Origin of the sequence: Methylobacterium sp. C1 (assembly GCF_001854385.1) — a bacterium.
GTDB classification, from domain to species: domain Bacteria; phylum Pseudomonadota; class Alphaproteobacteria; order Rhizobiales; family Beijerinckiaceae; genus Methylobacterium; species Methylobacterium radiotolerans.
Window position 1 is genome coordinate 4,378,905 of record NZ_CP017640.1, and the last position, 16,730, is coordinate 4,395,634.

10 protein-coding genes and 1 tRNA gene are annotated in these 16,730 nt (G+C 68.1%); all 11 read right to left on the reverse strand.

What is annotated here, in order from left to right; translation table 11 throughout:
- Window positions 1-371 precede the first annotated feature (371 nt).
- On the reverse strand, window positions 372-4,583 hold the full coding sequence (gene rpoC / locus BKE41_RS20250; RefSeq protein WP_012320771.1) for a DNA-directed RNA polymerase subunit beta': 4,212 nt from the start codon (window positions 4,581-4,583) through the stop codon (window positions 372-374).
- Window positions 4,584-4,758: 175 nt separating this feature from the next.
- Window positions 4,759-8,883 carry a DNA-directed RNA polymerase subunit beta gene (gene rpoB, locus BKE41_RS20255; RefSeq protein WP_012320772.1) on the reverse strand — a complete coding sequence of 1,375 codons (4,125 nt, stop codon included), beginning with the start codon at window positions 8,881-8,883 and terminating at the stop codon, window positions 4,759-4,761.
- A 244-nt stretch (window positions 8,884-9,127) separates the two neighbouring features.
- Window positions 9,128-9,505 carry a 50S ribosomal protein L7/L12 gene (gene rplL, locus BKE41_RS20260; protein ID WP_012320773.1) on the reverse strand — a complete coding sequence of 126 codons (378 nt, stop codon included), beginning with the start codon at window positions 9,503-9,505 and terminating at the stop codon, window positions 9,128-9,130.
- 49 nt (window positions 9,506-9,554) lie between these two features.
- Window positions 9,555-10,073, reverse strand: a complete 519-nt coding sequence (gene rplJ / locus BKE41_RS20265; protein WP_012320774.1) for a 50S ribosomal protein L10 — start codon at window positions 10,071-10,073, stop codon at window positions 9,555-9,557.
- A 535-nt stretch (window positions 10,074-10,608) separates the two neighbouring features.
- Window positions 10,609-12,252, reverse strand: a complete 1,644-nt coding sequence (locus BKE41_RS20270) for a B12-binding domain-containing radical SAM protein (RefSeq protein WP_012320775.1) — start codon at window positions 12,250-12,252, stop codon at window positions 10,609-10,611.
- A 301-nt stretch (window positions 12,253-12,553) separates the two neighbouring features.
- The gene (rplA, locus tag BKE41_RS20275) at window positions 12,554-13,252 is read right to left on the reverse strand and encodes a 50S ribosomal protein L1 (protein WP_012320776.1); all 699 of its coding nucleotides are present in this window, start codon (window positions 13,250-13,252) and stop codon (window positions 12,554-12,556) included.
- Window positions 13,253-13,263: 11 nt separating this feature from the next.
- Complete coding sequence (gene rplK / locus BKE41_RS20280) at window positions 13,264-13,713, reverse strand: 50S ribosomal protein L11 (RefSeq protein ID WP_012320777.1); 450 nt, start codon at window positions 13,711-13,713, stop codon at window positions 13,264-13,266.
- 217 nt (window positions 13,714-13,930) lie between these two features.
- Window positions 13,931-14,464: a transcription termination/antitermination protein NusG gene (gene nusG / locus BKE41_RS20285; RefSeq protein ID WP_012320778.1), complete on the reverse strand. Its 534-nt coding sequence runs from the start codon at window positions 14,462-14,464 to the stop codon at window positions 13,931-13,933.
- Window positions 14,465-14,522: 58 nt separating this feature from the next.
- Window positions 14,523-14,819, reverse strand: a complete 297-nt coding sequence (secE, locus tag BKE41_RS20290; RefSeq protein ID WP_012320779.1) for a preprotein translocase subunit SecE — start codon at window positions 14,817-14,819, stop codon at window positions 14,523-14,525.
- Window positions 14,820-15,001: 182 nt separating this feature from the next.
- Window positions 15,002-15,078 (reverse strand) — tRNA-Trp (locus BKE41_RS20295).
- Window positions 15,079-15,283: 205 nt separating this feature from the next.
- Complete coding sequence (gene tuf / locus BKE41_RS20300; RefSeq protein ID WP_012319185.1) at window positions 15,284-16,474, reverse strand: elongation factor Tu; 1,191 nt, start codon at window positions 16,472-16,474, stop codon at window positions 15,284-15,286.
- Window positions 16,475-16,730: the final 256 nt, after the last annotated feature.

Genomic DNA, 16,730 nt, shown 5'->3' on the forward strand with positions numbered 1-16,730 from the left:
TTCCCGTCCTCGTCTCGTGCCCACGACGCCAGACCCGCACTCACGCACCCGAACCGGCCCGATCCTCCCCGTTTCCAGGGTGTTTCTGCGGCCGCACGGGATTTATCGCGCGGTATGGTTGAGCCGCCGTTAAGGCCGCACGGTTGCGGGTGTCTCGATCCGCGCTCGGGTTGGCGGCTGCCGTCGACGCGGCCCTCACCGTCACCCTGGGCGGAGCGATGGGGCCCAGGGCAGCGGGACGTCGGGACGCGCGGTGCCGCCCTGGATCGCTTCGCGGCGCCCGCAAAGTCGGCCGCGCCGAGAAAGGCGCGCCACAAAAGGAAAGGGCGGCCCGCAGGCCGCCCTCTCTCGTCTCAGTCCGACCCGTGATCTTACTCGGCAGCGGCCGGCGGAAGCTCCTCGACCGGCATCGCGCCGCTCTCGGCCTGCTTCTGCTGCAGGATCATCGCGTCGCGGCGGCGGGCGATGGAGCGGATGTCCGCCACCATCGAGCCCGTGCCGGCCGGGATGAGCGAGCCGACGATGACGTTCTCCTTCAGGCCTTCCAGCGTGTCGACCTTTCCGTTGACCGCCGCCTCGGTGAGGACGCGGGTGGTCTCCTGGAACGAGGCCGCCGAGATGAACGACTTCGTCTGCAGCGACGCCTTGGTGATGCCGAGCAGGACCGGGACGCCCTGGATCGGCTTCTTGCCCTCGGCGAGCAGCTTCTCGTTGTAGTCGGTCAGCTCCGTGCGATCGATCTGGTCGCCCGAGAGGATGTCCGAGTCGCCGCCGTCGGTCACCTCGACCTTCTGCAGCATCTGACGGACGATCACCTCGATGTGCTTGTCGTTGATCGACACGCCCTGCAGCCGGTAGACCTCCTGGATCTCGTTGACGAGGTAGGCCGCGAGTTCCTCCACGCCCTTGATCGCCAGGATGTCGTGCGGCGCCGGGTTTCCGTCAACGATGTAATCGCCGAGCTCGACCACGTCCCCGTCCTGCAGGTGGATGTGCTTGCCCTTCGGGATCAGGTACTCGACCGCCTCCGAGCCGTCATGCGGCGTCAGCGTGAGCCGACGCTTGTTCTTGTAGTCGCGGCCGAACGCGATGGTGCCCGACTTCTCAGCGATGATCGCCGCGTCCTTCGGGCGCCGCGCCTCGAACAGCTCCGCCACCCGCGGCAGACCGCCGGTGATGTCGCGGGTCTTGGCCGAGTCGGTCGAGACGCGGGCGAGGATGTCGCCGGCCTTGACCGTCGCGCCCGGGTCGAAGCCGATGATGGCGTCGACCGGCAGGAAGTAGCGGGCGTCCGAGCCGCGCGGCAGCTTGAGCGCCTTGCCGTCCCGGTCGACCACGACCATCGCGGGCTTCAGGTCCGAGGTCCGGGCCGAGCCGCGCCAGTCGACCACGACGCGCTTGGCGATGCCGGTCGACTCGTCGGTGGTCTCGGTCATGGACTGGCCGTCGACCAGATCCTCGTAGGCCACGATGCCGTCCACCTCGGTGAGGATCGGACGGGTGTAGGGATCCCACTCGGCGATCCGCTGCCCGCGCTTGATCTTGTCACCCTCGTCGACCCGGAGCTTGGCGCCGTACTGCAGGCGGTGAACCGCCCGCTCGACCCCGTCCGACCCGACGATGACGACCGCCACGTTGCGGCCGGTGGCGATCAGATCCCCGTCCGTGTTCTTGGCCACGGCCCGGTTGCGGATCTTGATCGTGCCCTCGAAGCTCGACTCGATGAAGGACGAGTCGGCGATCTGGGCCGCACCACCGATGTGGAAGGTGCGCATCGTGAGCTGCGTGCCCGGCTCGCCGATCGACTGCGCCGCGATGACGCCGACGGCCTCGCCCATGTTGACGGGCGTGCCGCGGGCGAGGTCGCGCCCGTAGCAGGTGGCGCAGACGCCGCTCTTGGTGGCGCAGACCAGCACCGAGCGGATCTTCACCTCCTGGATGCCGGCGGCGTTGATCGCCGGCAGGTGCCGCTCCTCGATGGTCTCGCCGGTCTTGACGATCACCGTGCCGTCGGCGGCCACCAGATCCTCCGCCGTGGCGCGGCCGAGGATGCGGGTGGCGAGCGTCGCCACGACCTGGCCGGCATCCACGATGGCGCGCATCTTGATGCCGCTCGTCGTGCCGCAATCCACCTCGCGGATGACCGCGTCCTGCGCCACGTCGACGAGGCGGCGGGTCAGGTAGCCGGAGTTGGCGGTCTTCAGCGCGGTGTCGGCGAGGCCCTTACGGGCACCGTGCGTGGAGTTGAAGTACTCCAGCACGTCCAGGCCTTCCTTGAAGTTCGAGATGATCGGGGTCTCGATGATCTCGCCCGACGGCTTGGCCATGAGGCCGCGCATCGCCGCGAGCTGCTTCATCTGGGCAGGCGAGCCACGGGCACCCGAGTGGCTCATCATGTAGATCGAGTTGACCTGCTTGTCCGCACCCTTCTCGTCCTTCTGGACGCTGGAGATGCGGCCCATCATCTCGGCGGCCAGCTTGTCCGAGCACTTGGCCCAGGCGTCGACCACCTTGTTGTACTTCTCGCCCTGGGTGATCAGGCCGTCGTTGTACTGCTGCTCGTAATCCTTCACGAGCGCGCGGGTCGTGTCGACGATCGACCACTTGTTCTCCGGCACGACCATGTCGTCCTTGCCGAACGAAATGCCGGCCTTGAACGCGTGGTTGAAGCCGAGCGCCATGATCCGGTCACAGAAGATCACCGACTCCTTCTGACCGCAGTGGCGGTAGACGGTGTCGATCATCGCCGAGATCTCCTTCTTGGTCATCAGCTTGTTGACGACGTCGAAGGGCACCTTGGCGTGCTTCGGCAGGGCGCCGGAGAGGATCACGCGGCCGGGGGTGGTCTCGTAGGTCTTGGTCAGGGGCTCGCCGTCCGGGCCGATGCCGGTCCAGCGCCACTTGATCTTCGAGTGCAGCGACACGGCCTTGGCGGCCAGGGCGTGCTCGAGCTCGCCCATGTCGCCGTAGACGCCCTGCATCGGGTTCTTGGCGTTGTCGGGCTTGTACTCGCCCGGCGCGCCCTCGGCCACGATCGACAGGTAGTACAGGCCGAGCACGATGTCCTGCGACGGCACGATGATCGGCTGACCGTTGGCCGGGTGCAGGATGTTGTTGGTCGACATCATCAGGACGCGCGCTTCCAGCTGCGCCTCGAGCGACAGCGGGACGTGCACGGCCATCTGGTCGCCGTCGAAGTCGGCGTTGAACGCGGCGCAGACCAGCGGGTGCAGCTGGATCGCCTTGCCCTCGATCAGCTTCGGCTCGAAGGCCTGGATGCCGAGGCGGTGCAGCGTCGGCGCGCGGTTCAGCATCACCGGATGCTCGCGGATCACCTCATCGAGGATGTCCCAGACCTCCGGCTTCTCCTTCTCGACGAGCTTCTTGGCCTGCTTGACGGTGGCCGAGAACCCCTTGGCGTCGAGCCGCGCGTAGATGAACGGCTTGAACAGCTCCAGCGCCATCTTCTTGGGCAGGCCGCACTGGTGCAGCTTCAGCTCCGGGCCGACCACGATGACCGAGCGGCCCGAGTAGTCGACGCGCTTGCCGAGCAGGTTCTGGCGGAACCGGCCCTGCTTGCCCTTCAGCATGTCGGCGAGCGACTTCAGCGGGCGCTTGTTGGCGCCCGTGATGACGCGGCCGCGGCGGCCGTTGTCGAACAGGGCGTCGACCGCCTCCTGCAGCATCCGCTTCTCGTTGCGGATGATGATGTCGGGCGCGCGCAGCTCGATCAGCCGCTTCAGGCGGTTGTTGCGGTTGATGACGCGGCGGTACAGATCGTTGAGGTCGGAGGTCGCGAAGCGGCCGCCGTCCAGCGGGACCAGCGGGCGCAGGTCCGGCGGGATCACCGGCACGACCGTCAGGATCATCCATTCCGGCTTGTTGCCGGACATCTGGAAGGCCTCGATGATCTTGAGCCGCTTCAGGAGCTTCTTGGGCTTCAGCTCCGAGGTGGTGACCGCGATCTCCTCGCGCAGGTCGTTGGCGATCTTGTCGAGGTCGAGCTCCTGCAGGATGCGCCGGATGGCCTCGGCGCCGATCATGGCCGTGAAGCTATCCTCGCCGTACTCCTCCTGCGCGCGCAGGTACTCCTCCTCCGACAGGAGCTGACGCTCCTTCAGGGGGGTGAGGCCCGGCTCGATGACGCAGTACGACTCGAAGTACAGGATCCGCTCGAGGTCCTTGAGCGCCATGTCGAGCAGCAGGCCGATGCGGCTCGGCAGCGACTTCAGGAACCAGATGTGCGCGACGGGGGCGGCCAGCTCGATGTGGCCCATGCGGTCGCGCCGGACGCGCGCGAGGGTGACCTCGACGCCGCACTTCTCGCAGATGACGCCCTTGTACTTCATGCGCTTGTACTTGCCGCACAAGCACTCGTAGTCCTTGATCGGTCCGAAGATGCGCGCGCAGAACAGGCCGTCGCGCTCGGGCTTGAAGGTCCGGTAGTTGATGGTCTCGGGCTTCTTGATCTCGCCGTACGACCAGGAGAGGATCTTCTCCGGGGACGAGATCGAGATCTTGATCTGGTCGAAGCTGACCGGCTGGGCCTGCTGGTTGAAAAGGTTCATGACCTCTTGGTTCATGATCCGCTCCTTGTTGACGCCGGCAGCCCCGCGCCGGGCCACCGCGTCCTGAAAAAGATCCGGCGCCGCGCCCCGCGCGGGCGCTGCTCACCGTCGTCCAACCTCGGAAGGCCCCTCCCCTCCCCGCTCGACCGTGGCGGCGGTGACCCGCCGCCACGGGAGGTGTGGTTCTCTCTTACTCGGCCGCGTCCGCCGGCGGCTCCAGCTGGTCGTTGGCCGCCTTCTTGGAGGAGGTGAGCTCGACGTTGAGGCCGAGCGAGCGCATCTCCTTGACGAGCACGTTGAACGACTCGGGGATGCCGGCCTCGAACGTGTCGTCGCCGCGGACGATCGCCTCGTAGACCTTGGTGCGGCCGGCCACGTCGTCCGACTTCACCGTGAGCATCTCCTGCAGCGTGTAGGCCGCGCCGTAGGCCTCGAGCGCCCAGACCTCCATCTCGCCGAAGCGCTGGCCGCCGAACTGCGCCTTGCCGCCCAGCGGCTGCTGGGTGACGAGCGAGTACGGGCCGATCGAGCGCGCGTGGATCTTGTCGTCCACGAGGTGGTGGAGCTTCAGCATGTAGATGTAGCCCATGGTGACCTTGCGGTCGAAGGGCTCGCCGGTGCGCCCGTCGTAGAGCGTCGACTGCGCCGAGCGGTCCAGCCCGGCCATCTCCAGCATCTGCTCGATGTCGGCCTCCTTGGCGCCGTTGAAGACCGGGGTGGCCATCGGCACGCCGCGGCGGACGTTGTTGCCGGCCTCGGCCAGCTCCTCGTCCGTCAGGCCGTCGAGCTCGCCGGGGGAGTAGATCGCCTTCATCTCCTCCCGCAGCGGCGCGATGTCCTGGGTCTTCAGATAGGCATCCACCGCCTTCGACACCTTGCGACCCAGGCCCGCAGCCGCCCAGCCCAGGTGCGTCTCCAGGATCTGCCCGACGTTCATGCGCGAGGGCACGCCCAGCGGGTTGAGCACGATGTCGGCGTGCGTCCCGTCCTCCAGGAACGGCATGTCCTCGATCGGCACGATCCGCGACACGACACCCTTGTTGCCGTGACGGCCGGCCATCTTGTCGCCCGGCTGGATCTTGCGCTTCACCGCCACGAAGACCTTGACCATCTTCATGACGCCGGGGGGCAGCTCGTCGCCGCGCTGCAGCTTCTCGACCTTGTCGAGGAAGCGCTGCTCGAGGCGCTTCTTCGACTCGTCGTACTGCTTCTGCATCGCCTCCATCTCGGTCATGAGACGGTCGTCGATGACGGCGAACTGCCACCACTGCGAGCGCGGGTAGTCGTTGATCAGCTCGCGGGTGAGCGTGGTGTCCTTCTTGAAGCCCTTCGGGCCGGCCACCGGCGCCTGACCGATCAGCACGTCCGCCAGGCGGGCGTAGGTGTTGCGGTCGAGGATCGCCTGCTCGTCGTCGCGGTCCTTGGCGAGCCGCTCGATCTCCTCGCGCTCGATCGCCTGGGCGCGCTCGTCCTTGTCGACGCCGTGGCGGTTGAACACCCGGACCTCGACGATCGTGCCGGTGACGCCCGGCGGCACCCGCAGCGAGGTGTCGCGCACGTCCGAGGCCTTCTCGCCGAAGATGGCGCGGAGCAGCTTCTCCTCCGGCGTCATCGGGCTCTCGCCCTTCGGGGTGATCTTGCCGACGAGGATGTCGCCGGCATTCACCTCGGCACCGATGTAGACGATGCCGGCCTCGTCGAGGTTCTTGAGCGCCTCCTCGGAGACGTTCGGGATGTCGCGGGTGATCTCCTCCGGCCCGAGCTTGGTGTCGCGGGCCATCACCTCGAACTCCTCGATGTGGATCGAGGTGAACACGTCATCCTTCACGATCCGCTCGGAGAGCAGGATCGAGTCCTCGAAGTTGTAGCCGTTCCACGGCATGAACGCGACGAGCACGTTCCGGCCGAGCGCCAGCTCGCCGAACTCGGTCGAGGGACCGTCGGCGATGATCTCGCCCTTCTTCACGAACTCGCCGACGCGGACCAGCGGCTTCTGCGTGATGCAGGTCGACTGGTTGGAGCGCTGGAACTTCTGCAGGCGGTAGATGTCGACGCCGGGCTTGTTGGCGTCGGCCTCCTCGGTGGCGCGGATGACGATACGGGTGGCGTCCACCTGATCGATGATGCCGGCCCGGCGGGCCGCGATGGCGGCGCCGGAATCCCGGGCGACCACCGCCTCCATGCCGGTGCCCACGAACGGGGCGTCGGCGCGGACCAGCGGCACCGCCTGGCGCTGCATGTTCGAGCCCATGAGCGCGCGGTTGGCGTCGTCGTTCTCGAGGAACGGGATCAGCGCCGCGGCCACCGAGACGAGCTGCTTCGGCGACACGTCCATGAGGTCGACGCGCTCGGGACCCACGACGATCACCTCGCCGGCCCGGCGGCAGACCACGAGGTCCTCCGTGAGCTTGCGGTTCTCGTCCATCTGGGCGTTCGCCTGGGCGACGTAGTACTTCGCCTCCTCCATGGCCGAGAGGTAGGCGACCTCGTCGGTGACCACGCCGTCGCGCACGCGCCGGAACGGGGTCTCGATGAAGCCGTACTTGTTCACCCGCGCGAAGGTCGCGAGCGAGTTGATCAGGCCGATGTTCGGGCCTTCCGGCGTCTCGATCGGGCAGATGCGGCCGTAGTGCGTCGGGTGCACGTCGCGCACCTCGAAGCCGGCGCGCTCGCGGGTCAGACCGCCCGGGCCGAGGGCCGAGAGGCGGCGCTTGTGCGTCACCTCGGACAGCGGGTTGGTCTGGTCCATGAACTGCGACAGCTGCGACGAGCCGAAGAACTCGCGCACGGCCGCGGCCGCGGGCTTCGCGTTGATCAGGTCCTGCGGCATGACCGTGTCGATGTCGACCTGGCTCATGCGCTCGCGGATGGCGCGCTCCATGCGCAGGAGGCCCAGGCGGTACTGGTTCTCCATGAGCTCGCCCACCGAGCGGACGCGGCGGTTGCCGAGGTGGTCGATGTCGTCGACCTCGCCCTTGCCGTCGCGCAGCTCCACGAGCGCCTTGACCACCGCCAGCATGTCCTCCTTGCGGAGCGTGCGCACGGTGTCGGCGGCGTCGAGGTCGAGACGCATGTTCATCTTCACGCGGCCGACCGCCGAGAGGTCGTAGCGCTCGGAATCGAAGAACAGCGAGTGGAACATCGCCTCGGCGGTCTCGAGGGTCGGCGGCTCGCCCGGGCGCATGACCCGGTAGATGTCGAACAGCGCGCCCTCGCGGTTGGAATTCTTGTCCACCGCCAGCGTGTTGCGGATGTACGGGCCGATGTTGACGTGGTCGATGTCGAGCACCGGCAGCTCGGTGATCCCGACCTCCTCCAGGCTCTTCAGGAGCTTGTCGGTGACCTCCTCGCCGGCCTCGGCCCAGATCTCACCGGTCTGGGCGTTGACGAGGTCCTCGGCGACGTACTGGCCGACGAGATCCTCGTCGGTCGCCTTGAGGAACTTGGTGCCCTTCTCGGTGATCTGGCGGGCGTTGCGGGCGTTGAGCTTCTTGCCGGCCTCGAGCACGACCTCGCCGGAATCGGCGTCGATCAGGTCGACGGTGGCCTTCATGCCCTTCATGCGCTCGGCGTCGAACGGCACGCGCCAGTCGGCGCCGTCCCGGTCGTAGACGACCTTGTTGTAGAAGGTCGACAGGATCTCCTCGCCGTCGAGGCCGAGCGCGTAGAGCAGCGACGTCGCCGGCAGCTTGCGCTTCCGGTCGATGCGGACGTGCACGATGTCCTTGGCGTCGAACTCGACGTCGAGCCAGGAGCCCCGGTACGGGATGATGCGGGCGGCGAACAGGAGCTTGCCCGAGGAGTGGGTCTTGCCCTTGTCGTGGTCGAAGAACACGCCCGGCGAGCGGTGCATCTGCGAGACGATGACGCGCTCGGTGCCGTTGACGATGAAGGTGCCGTTCTCCGTCATCAGGGGCATGTCGCCCATGTAGACGTCCTGCTCCTTGATGTCCTTGACCGACTTGGCCTGGGTGTCGGGATCGACATCGAACACGATGAGGCGCAGCGTGACCTTCAGCGGCGCCGCGAAGGTGATGCCGCGCTGGCGGCACTCGTCCACGTCGTACTTGGGCGCCTCGAAGGTGTAGCGCACGAACTCCAGGAGCGCCGTGGAGGCGAAGTCGGAGATCGGGAACACCGACTTGAACACGCTCTGCAGCCCCTCGTCGGCGCGCCCGCCCTCGGGCTCGTCGACCATCAGGAACTGGTCGTAGGACGCCTTCTGAACCTCGATGAGGTTCGGCATCTCGGCAACTTCCTTGATCTTGCCGAAGAACTTCCGAATGCGCTTGCGACCGACCAGCGTGTTGGCCATGTGACCTCGCTCCTACCCGCGTGCCTCGCGCCCGGGGAAGCGTTCCCGAAAGGGACCTCCCGCACCGGGCCGTGACGCGCGCCCCGCCGAGCCGCGCCACCGATCCGAATCTCTTGCCGGTCCCTCGCGGGACCATCCGCCGAAGCGGCCTAAAGCCCGCGGGCGCTGACCCGCGGGCTCCGGTCACGACAGGCTCGCGCGGAGCCTCCGTGGGGTGATGGGCCGGGACCGGCCCATCGTCGACTTACTTGAGCTCGATCTTGGCGCCGGCCTTCTCGAGCTGGGCCTTGAGCTTCTCGGCCTCGTCCTTGGCGACGCCTTCCTTGACCGGCTTCGGCGCGCCCTCGACCAGGTCCTTGGCCTCCTTGAGGCCGAGGCCGGTGATCGCGCGGACCTCCTTGATGACCTCGATCTTCTTGTCGCCCGCGGAGGCGAGGACGACCGTGAACTCGGTCTGCTCCTCGACGGCGGCGGCGGCACCACCGGCGGCCGGGCCGGCGGCGACGGCGACGGCAGCGGCGGCCGAGACGCCCCACTTCTCCTCGAGCATCTTGGCCAGGTCAGCGGCCTCGAGCACGGTCAGCGAGGACAGGTCGTCGACGAGCTTGGCGAGATCAGCCATTTTGAATTCCTCTCAGATATCGGTTTGAATGGATGGATTTTGAAGGGCCTCAGGCGGCCTCGTCCTTCTTGGCATAGGCCCCGAACACGCGGGCGAGCTTGGAAGCCGGCGCGTTGACGACCTGAGCGATCTTCGTCGCGGGCGCCTGCACGAGGCCCACGATCTTGGCGCGCAGTTCGTCGAGGGACGGGAGCGAGGCGAGCGCCTTCACGCCGTCCGGGTTCAGGGCGGTCTTCCCCATCGCGCCGCCGAGGATCACGAGCTTGTCGTTAGCCTTGGCGAAATCGACCGCGACCTTCGCGGCAGCGACCGGATCGCCGGAATAGGCGAGCAGGGTCGGGCCCTTCAGGAGCGGCTTGATGGAGGCGACGTCCGTGCCATCGAGTGCGATGCCGGCGAGGCTGTTCTTGGCGACCTTCACGGTGGCGCCGGCCTGCTTCATCTGCGCGCGCAGCTTCTGCATGTCGGCGACCGTGAGGCCCTTGTAGTGGGCCACGACGACGACGGCGCTCTCATTGAACACGCCGTTGAGCGTCGAGACGAGATCAGCTTTAGCTGTCCGGTCCACTGGGCTCTCTCCGGTTGGCGGAACCCGGTCTCGGGTCCGCCGGTTGCACATGCCGCCCGGACGTGGTCTCGGCCTTAAGGAAGACCGGGAACGTCCGAACGACGCTTCGCGGCCCTGTCCCCGCGCGCACCCTTCCGGGCCGCCTCGGGCGAGTTGGTTCAAACCGACACCCCTCCGCGGCCGGGGCCGGGCGAGGCTTTACGAATTCGGTCTTCCCCGTCTGTGCAGGCTGGCGGATTAAGCCGGCGAACCGGCACCTGCAGTCTCGGACAGGACATGGCCGGACAAGGCTCCGCGGGGCTCGTCGCCCCTGGGATCCTTCCGGCCAGTGCCACCCGGTTGCCCGGGCGACATTTCGAGCGGAAACCGGCCGATCGGCCGTTCTCCTTCCGTGAGGATGAAATGCGTGAGGCGCGGTGTATAGAGCCTAGCAAGCCGCCTGCCAAGGGCCGGAACGCGACTTTTCCGCCGCAGGCAAGGACTTGCTCGGGAGCCCTGCCGCTGCTGCATCGCTCCGACGGGCCCGGGACCCGGGCTACGCCGCCTCGCGCTCCGGCACGAGCTTGCGCCGCGCCGCCTCCCACCAGCTCCGGTCGCGGGCGGCCTTCGCCTCCGCGGCCTTCGCGGCGTAGAACGAGGCGTTGTGCTCGCCGCGCAGGGCCTCGCGGGTGAAGCGGATCAGGTGGTGGGCCACGAAGCCCATGTTGAACACCGCCTCGATCTGCCCGCGCTTCAGCGCGTAGCCGGCCGCGCTCCAGAACGGCTTGCGGTAGTCGGAGAAGATCCCGACCCGGGTGATGATGTTGAAGCCCAGGATCAGGCCGCGGCGCAGGTTGGTGAAGGTCAGCTTGCCGGCCGTCGGCGTGGTGATCCGGTTCGGGTAGGTCACCGCGCACTGGTGCTTGAACCGCTCGAAGATCTTCTCGGGCTCGTAGGCGTGCGCGATCGCCCGGCGCCAGCTGCTCACCACCGAATCGTGGGGCCGCTTGAACAGCACGTTCGACTCGAGGCTGGCGTCGTGCAGCAGCCGACCCTCGCGCTCCAGCCGGTCCCAGAGCGGGGTCTTGGGCAGCGCCTGGAGCAGGTTGATGGTCAGGACAGGGATGGCCGAGCGGTCGATGAAGTCGATCAGGTTCTGCTCGGACTTGTCGGTGTCGGAGTCGAGACCGAGGATGATGCCGGAGGTCACCTCCAGGCCGTAGGAATTGAGGGTCTCGATCGCCTCGTACATCGGCACGGCGGCGTTGTGGGTCTTGTCGATGCCCTTGAGCGCCTCCGCCTCCGGCGTCTCGATGCCGACGAACACCGTCATGAAGTTGGCCTGCCGCATCAGCTCGAGGATCTCGGGCTGCTTGGCCATGTTCAGCGTCGCCTCGCAGGCGAACTGGAGCGGGTAGTTGTTCTTCTTCTGCCACGCGACGAGGTGCGGCAGCATCTCGCGCGTCGCCTTGCGGTTGCCGATGAAATTGTCGTCGACGAAGTAGACCACCGCCGGATGGCCCGGCTGGCTGACGATGGCGTCGAGTTCGGCGCACATCTGCTCGGGACTCTTCAGGCGGGGCTGGCGGCCGTAGAGCTGCGGGATGTCGCAGAACTCGCAGCGGTAGGGGCAGCCCGAGGAGAACTGCAGCGAGCCGATCAGGTAGCGCTTGAGCGGCGCGTGCTCGTAGGCCGGGGCCGGGAAGTCGGCGAGCGCGAGGCGGTCCTTCGTCTCCAGCACCACCTGGTCGGGCGGTGGGGTGACGTCGCCGTCGAGGCGCGCGACGAGCTGGTCGGTGGCGTCGCCGATCTCGCCGATATGGAGGTAGTCGAAGTCGCCGTACTTCTCCGGGGCGCCCGAGACCGAGGGGCCGCCCAGCACCGTGACCTTGCCGGCGGCGCGGGCGCGGTCGCGGATGTCGTGGATTTGCGGCTCCTGGATGTGCATCCCGGAGACGAAGACCGCGTCGGCCCAGGCGAAGTCGGCCGGGCCGGCGCGGCGGATATTCTCATCGATGAACCGGCATTCCCACGCCTCGGGCATGTAGGCCGCGATCAGCAGCAGCCCCTGCGGCGGCATGAACGCCTTCACCCCGCCCATCAGCGGGTAGGCGTGGGAGAATGTCCCGAAGGACGGCGTGTAGGCGGGAAAGACGCACAGGATGCGTCGCTTGGAGGTGACCGTCAGGGTGCATCGCATGGCGCCCTATCTAGCACAGCCGCGGCCGTTGGCGCCCCCCTCGGCGGTTAAGAATGGCGTGAGGAGCGCGGGCCCGGTGGCGGCCACCGCGGCTTGTCTTCCTGCCGAGGCCCGGGCCGTATCGCGCCGGCGCCCTTCGTACCCGCGACGGGGATACGCGCGGTGCGACACCGCCCCGCTCCGGGGCGGCGGGGGGTCTCGGCGGGACCCGCTCCGGGATCCGGTGCGAGCCCCCCCACGAACGGAGAACGCCCGGCCGTTCCCGGCCGGGCGCTCCGCAGCGTGGACGCTGTGCCTCGCCTCAGGCGGTCAGAACGGTGTTCGGCTCGACCTTCACGCCCGGGCCCATCGTCGAGGTGACGGCGATGCGCTGGACGTAGGTGCCCTTGGCGCCCGCGGGCTTCGCCTTGGCGACGGCGTCCGCGAAGGCCTTGATGTTCTCGACGAGCTTGTCGGCGTCGAACGAGACCTTGCCGACGCCGGCGTGGACGATGCCGGCCTTCTCGACGCGGAACTCGACCGAGCCGCCCTTGGCGCCGGCGACGGCGCCCTTCACGTCCATGGTGACGGTGCCGACCTTCGGGTTCGGCATCAGGCCGCGCGGGCCCAGCACCTTACCGAGACGGCCGACCAGCGGCATCATGTCGGGGGTCGCGATGCAGCGATCGAACTCGATCTTGCCGCCCTGCACGATCTCGAGGAGATCCTCGGCACCGACGATGTCGGCACCGGCCGCGCGGGCGTCGTCCGCCTTCGCGCCGCGGGCGAAGACCGCCACGCGCACCGTCCGGCCGGAGCCGTTCGGCAGGTTGCAGACGCCGCGGACCATCTGGTCGGCGTGGCGGGGATCGACGCCGAGGTTCATCGAGACCTCGACGGTCTCGTCGAACTTCGCGGTCGCCCGCTCCTTCACCAGCTTGATCGCCTCGTCGAGGGCGTAGAGCTTGGTCGCCTCGATGCCCTCGCGGGCGGCGCGGATGCGCTTGCCTTCCTTAGCCATGCTGCCCTCCCTTACGCGACGACTTCGAGGCCCATGGCCCGCGCGGAGCCACGGATCATCGCGACGGCCGATTCGACCGTGTCGCAGTTGAGGTCGGGCATCTTCTTCTCGGCGATCTCGCGGAGCTGCGCTTCCGAGATCTTGCCGACCGTCGGGCCCTTGCCCGGGGTCTTGGAGCCGGAGGCCGGCTTCTTGCCGAGCTTCAGGCCGGCGGCCTTCTTCAGGAAGAAGGTGACCGGGGGCTGCTTCATCTCGAAGGTGAAGGAGCGGTCCTGATACGCGGTGATGATCACCGGGATCGGGGTGCCCTTCTCCATCTGCGCGGTCTTCGCGTTGAAGGCCTTGCAGAATTCCATGATGTTGAGGCCGCGCTGACCGAGCGCGGGGCCGATCGGCGGCGACGGGTTGGCGGCGCCGGCCGGGACCTGAAGCTTCACGTAGCCCGTGATCTTCTTCGCCATGGGACTGCTCCCAATGAGAATCCGCCCCCACGCGGCCTGAAGCGCGGCGGGTCGGACGGTTGCAGGTCGCGGTGCGAGCCGTGGATCCCGGAGGCGAAGCCGGGCGGTTCTCCCGCGGATGGTGCCGCATCCTCACCGGGATGCGGCGGTTTCGCGGCCGCCGCGGGGCGACGGCCGGAACGGGCGGGCGGCCGGAGAGCCGCCGCGATCAGGAGGCTCAGGCCTTCTCGACCTGGGCGTATTCGAGCTCGACCGGCGTGGCGCGGCCGAAGATCGACACCGCCACCTTGAGGCGGGAGCGGGCGTCGTCGATCTCCTCGACGGTGCCGTTGAAGCTGGCGAACGGGCCGTCGGCGACACGGACGGTCTCGCCGATCTCGAAGGAGATCGAGGGCTTCGGCCGGTCGACGCCCTCGGCGACCTGGCCCTTGATCCGCTCGGCCTCGGCGTCCGGGATCGGCACCGGCTTCGACTTGTCGGCGCCGAGGAAGCCCGTGACCTTCGGGGTGTTCTTGATCAGGTGGTAGACCTCGTCGGTGAGGTCGCACTTCACCAGCACGTAGCCGGGGAAGAACTTGCGCTCGGCGTCGACCTTCCGGCCGCGGCGCACCTCCACGACCTTCTCGGTCGGGACCATCACCTCGTCGAACAGCTCGGTCAGCCCGCGCTGGGCCGCCTGGTCCTTGATGGACTGGGCGACCTTGTTCTCGAAGTTCGAGTAGGCGTGGACGATGTACCAGCGCTTCGACACGGTTCCGTTCAACTCCGACAAGTCCCCGGGGTCACCCCCGTTCGGCGGCGAGCCGCCCTCAGACGCCCAGGATCAGGCCGACCACGAAGCGCAGGGCCTGGTCCACGACCGTGAAGAACAGGCTCGCGGCCACGACCATGACGAACACCATGATCGTCGTGATCGTGGTCTCCCGGCGGGTCGGCCACGTGACCTTGCGGGCCTCGTCGCGCACCTGGGCGAAGAACTCGCCCGGCGTGGCGCGCTTCTGCGGCGCGCGGGCGGGGGTCGCGGGCCGGGCGGGCGGCGGATTCGCGGGACCGCGGGCCGCGCCGCGCACCAGGTCCACCTTCTTGGTCGCTTCGTTCGATGCCATGGCGCCAGTATCTGTGCGTGTTCGGCCCCGAGGCAGAGACCGCATCCGGGAATGCGAACGTCGGCGCCGAGGACCCGGATGGGCCCGCACCGACGGTCGCTTCAGATCTCGGATTGCGCCCGCTCTAGCGCAACTCCCCCGGCTTGTCGACCGGGCCACCGCGCGGGATCGGGCTGAATGTCTGGCAGGAGTGGAGGGACTCGAACCCGCAACCTCCGGTTTTGGAGACCGGCGCTCTGACCAGTTGAGCTACACTCCTAGCGCACCGCCCAATGCCCCATCGCGGCGCGGCTTGCAAGGGGTCGCGCGCGGGAAGTGGCCGGGAAGGGGGCGGGGAGCGGCAGGGAAGCGGCCGGGAAGCGACGCCGATCGGCTCTGCCCCCCGAAACGACGACGCCGGCCCCCGTCGAGACGGGGACCGGCGCCGGAGAGGCGGGGCGGCGCGCGCCGCCCCGGCAGCGGGCTCAGTCGTTGATGGCGGCGACGACGCCGGCGCCGACGGTGCGGCCGCCCTCGCGGATGGCGAAGCGCAGCTTCTCCTCCATGGCCACCGGCACGATCAGCGCCACGTCCATGGTCACGTTGTCGCCCGGCATCACCATCTCGGTGCCCTCGGGGAGCGTGCAGATCCCGGTCACGTCCGTGGTCCGGAAGTAGAACTGCGGCCGGTAGTTGGTGAAGAACGGCGTGTGGCGGCCGCCCTCCTCCTTGGTCAGGATGTACGCCTCGGCCTTGAACTTCGAGTGCGGCTTCACCGAACCCGGCTTGCACACCACCTGGCCGCGCTCCACGTCCTCGCGCTTCGTGCCGCGCAGCAGCACGCCGACGTTGTCGCCCGCCTGGCCCTGGTCGAGCAGCTTGCGGAACATCTCGACGCCGGTCACCGTCGTCTTGGTGGTCGCCCGGATGCCGACGATCTCGACTTCCTCGCCCACCTTCACGATGCCGCGCTCGACGCGACCCGTCACCACCGTGCCGCGGCCCGAGATCGAGAACACGTCCTCGATCGGCATCAGGAACGGCATGTCGATCGGACGCTCCGGCTGCGGGATGTAGGCGTCCACGGTCGCCATCAGCGCCAGGACCGCCTCCTTGCCGATCTTCGGCTCCTTGTCCTCGAGCGCCATCAGCGCCGAGCCCTTGGTGATCGGGATGTCGTCGCCGGGGAAGTCGTACTTCGACAGCAGCTCGCGCACCTCGAGCTCGACCAGCTCCAGCAGCTCCTCGTCGTCGACCATGTCGACCTTGTTGAGGAACACCACCAGCGCCGGCACGCCGACCTGGCGGGCCAGCAGGATGTGCTCGCGGGTCTGCGGCATCGGGCCGTCGGCCGCCGACACAACCAGGATCGCGCCGTCCATCTGCGCCGCGCCCGTGATCATGTTCTTCACGTAGTCGGCGTGGCCGGGGCAGTCGACGTGCGCGTAGTGACGGTTCTGCGTCTCGTACTCCACGTGCGCCGTCGAGATCGTGATCCCGCGCGCCTTCTCCTCAGGCGCCTTGTCGATCTGATCGTAGGCCGTGAACGTCGCCCCGCCCGTCTCGGCCAGAACCTTCGTGATCGCCGCCGTCAGAGACGTCTTGCCGTGATCGACGTGGCCGATCGTGCCAATGTTGCAGTGCGGCTTGGTGCGGGAGAACTTTTCCTTGCCCATGATTCCCATTCCTGCGGCGGGGACCACGCAAGGGCCCCGAATCCTGGTCAGCCGCCCCGAAGTTCCGACAGGGGCGAAAAACGCGGTCCGCTTAGAGGGTCGGCCGCCAGGGATCAAGCTCCGCGACGCGCGGGGGCCCGCCGACGGCCCCGCTGTCAAGCCACGGCGACGAGTCTTGAACGTCGAAACATCAATCACAGGCAGTATCGGCGCCGCTTTCGCGCCACAGTGTGGCTTCGCGGGCATAGCGGGATCC

Bases quoted from the DNA above. Each gene is read 5' to 3' on its own strand.
- tuf (WP_012319185.1), bottom strand. From the start codon at position 16,474: ATGGGCAAGGAAAAGTTCTCCCGCACCAAGCCGCACTGCAACATTGGC.
- rplA (WP_012320776.1), bottom strand. From the start codon at position 13,252: ATGGCTAAGGAAGGCAAGCGCATCCGCGCCGCCCGCGAGGGCATCGAG.
- secE (WP_012320779.1), bottom strand. From the start codon at position 14,819: ATGGCATCGAACGAAGCGACCAAGAAGGTGGACCTGGTGCGCGGCGCG.
- rpoC (WP_012320771.1), bottom strand. From the start codon at position 4,583: ATGAACCAAGAGGTCATGAACCTTTTCAACCAGCAGGCCCAGCCGGTC.
- rplK (WP_012320777.1), bottom strand. From the start codon at position 13,713: ATGGCGAAGAAGATCACGGGCTACGTGAAGCTTCAGGTCCCGGCCGGC.
- BKE41_RS20270 (WP_012320775.1), bottom strand. From the start codon at position 12,252: ATGCGATGCACCCTGACGGTCACCTCCAAGCGACGCATCCTGTGCGTC.
- rpoB (WP_012320772.1), bottom strand. From the start codon at position 8,883: ATGGCCAACACGCTGGTCGGTCGCAAGCGCATTCGGAAGTTCTTCGGC.
- rplL (WP_012320773.1), bottom strand. From the start codon at position 9,505: ATGGCTGATCTCGCCAAGCTCGTCGACGACCTGTCCTCGCTGACCGTG.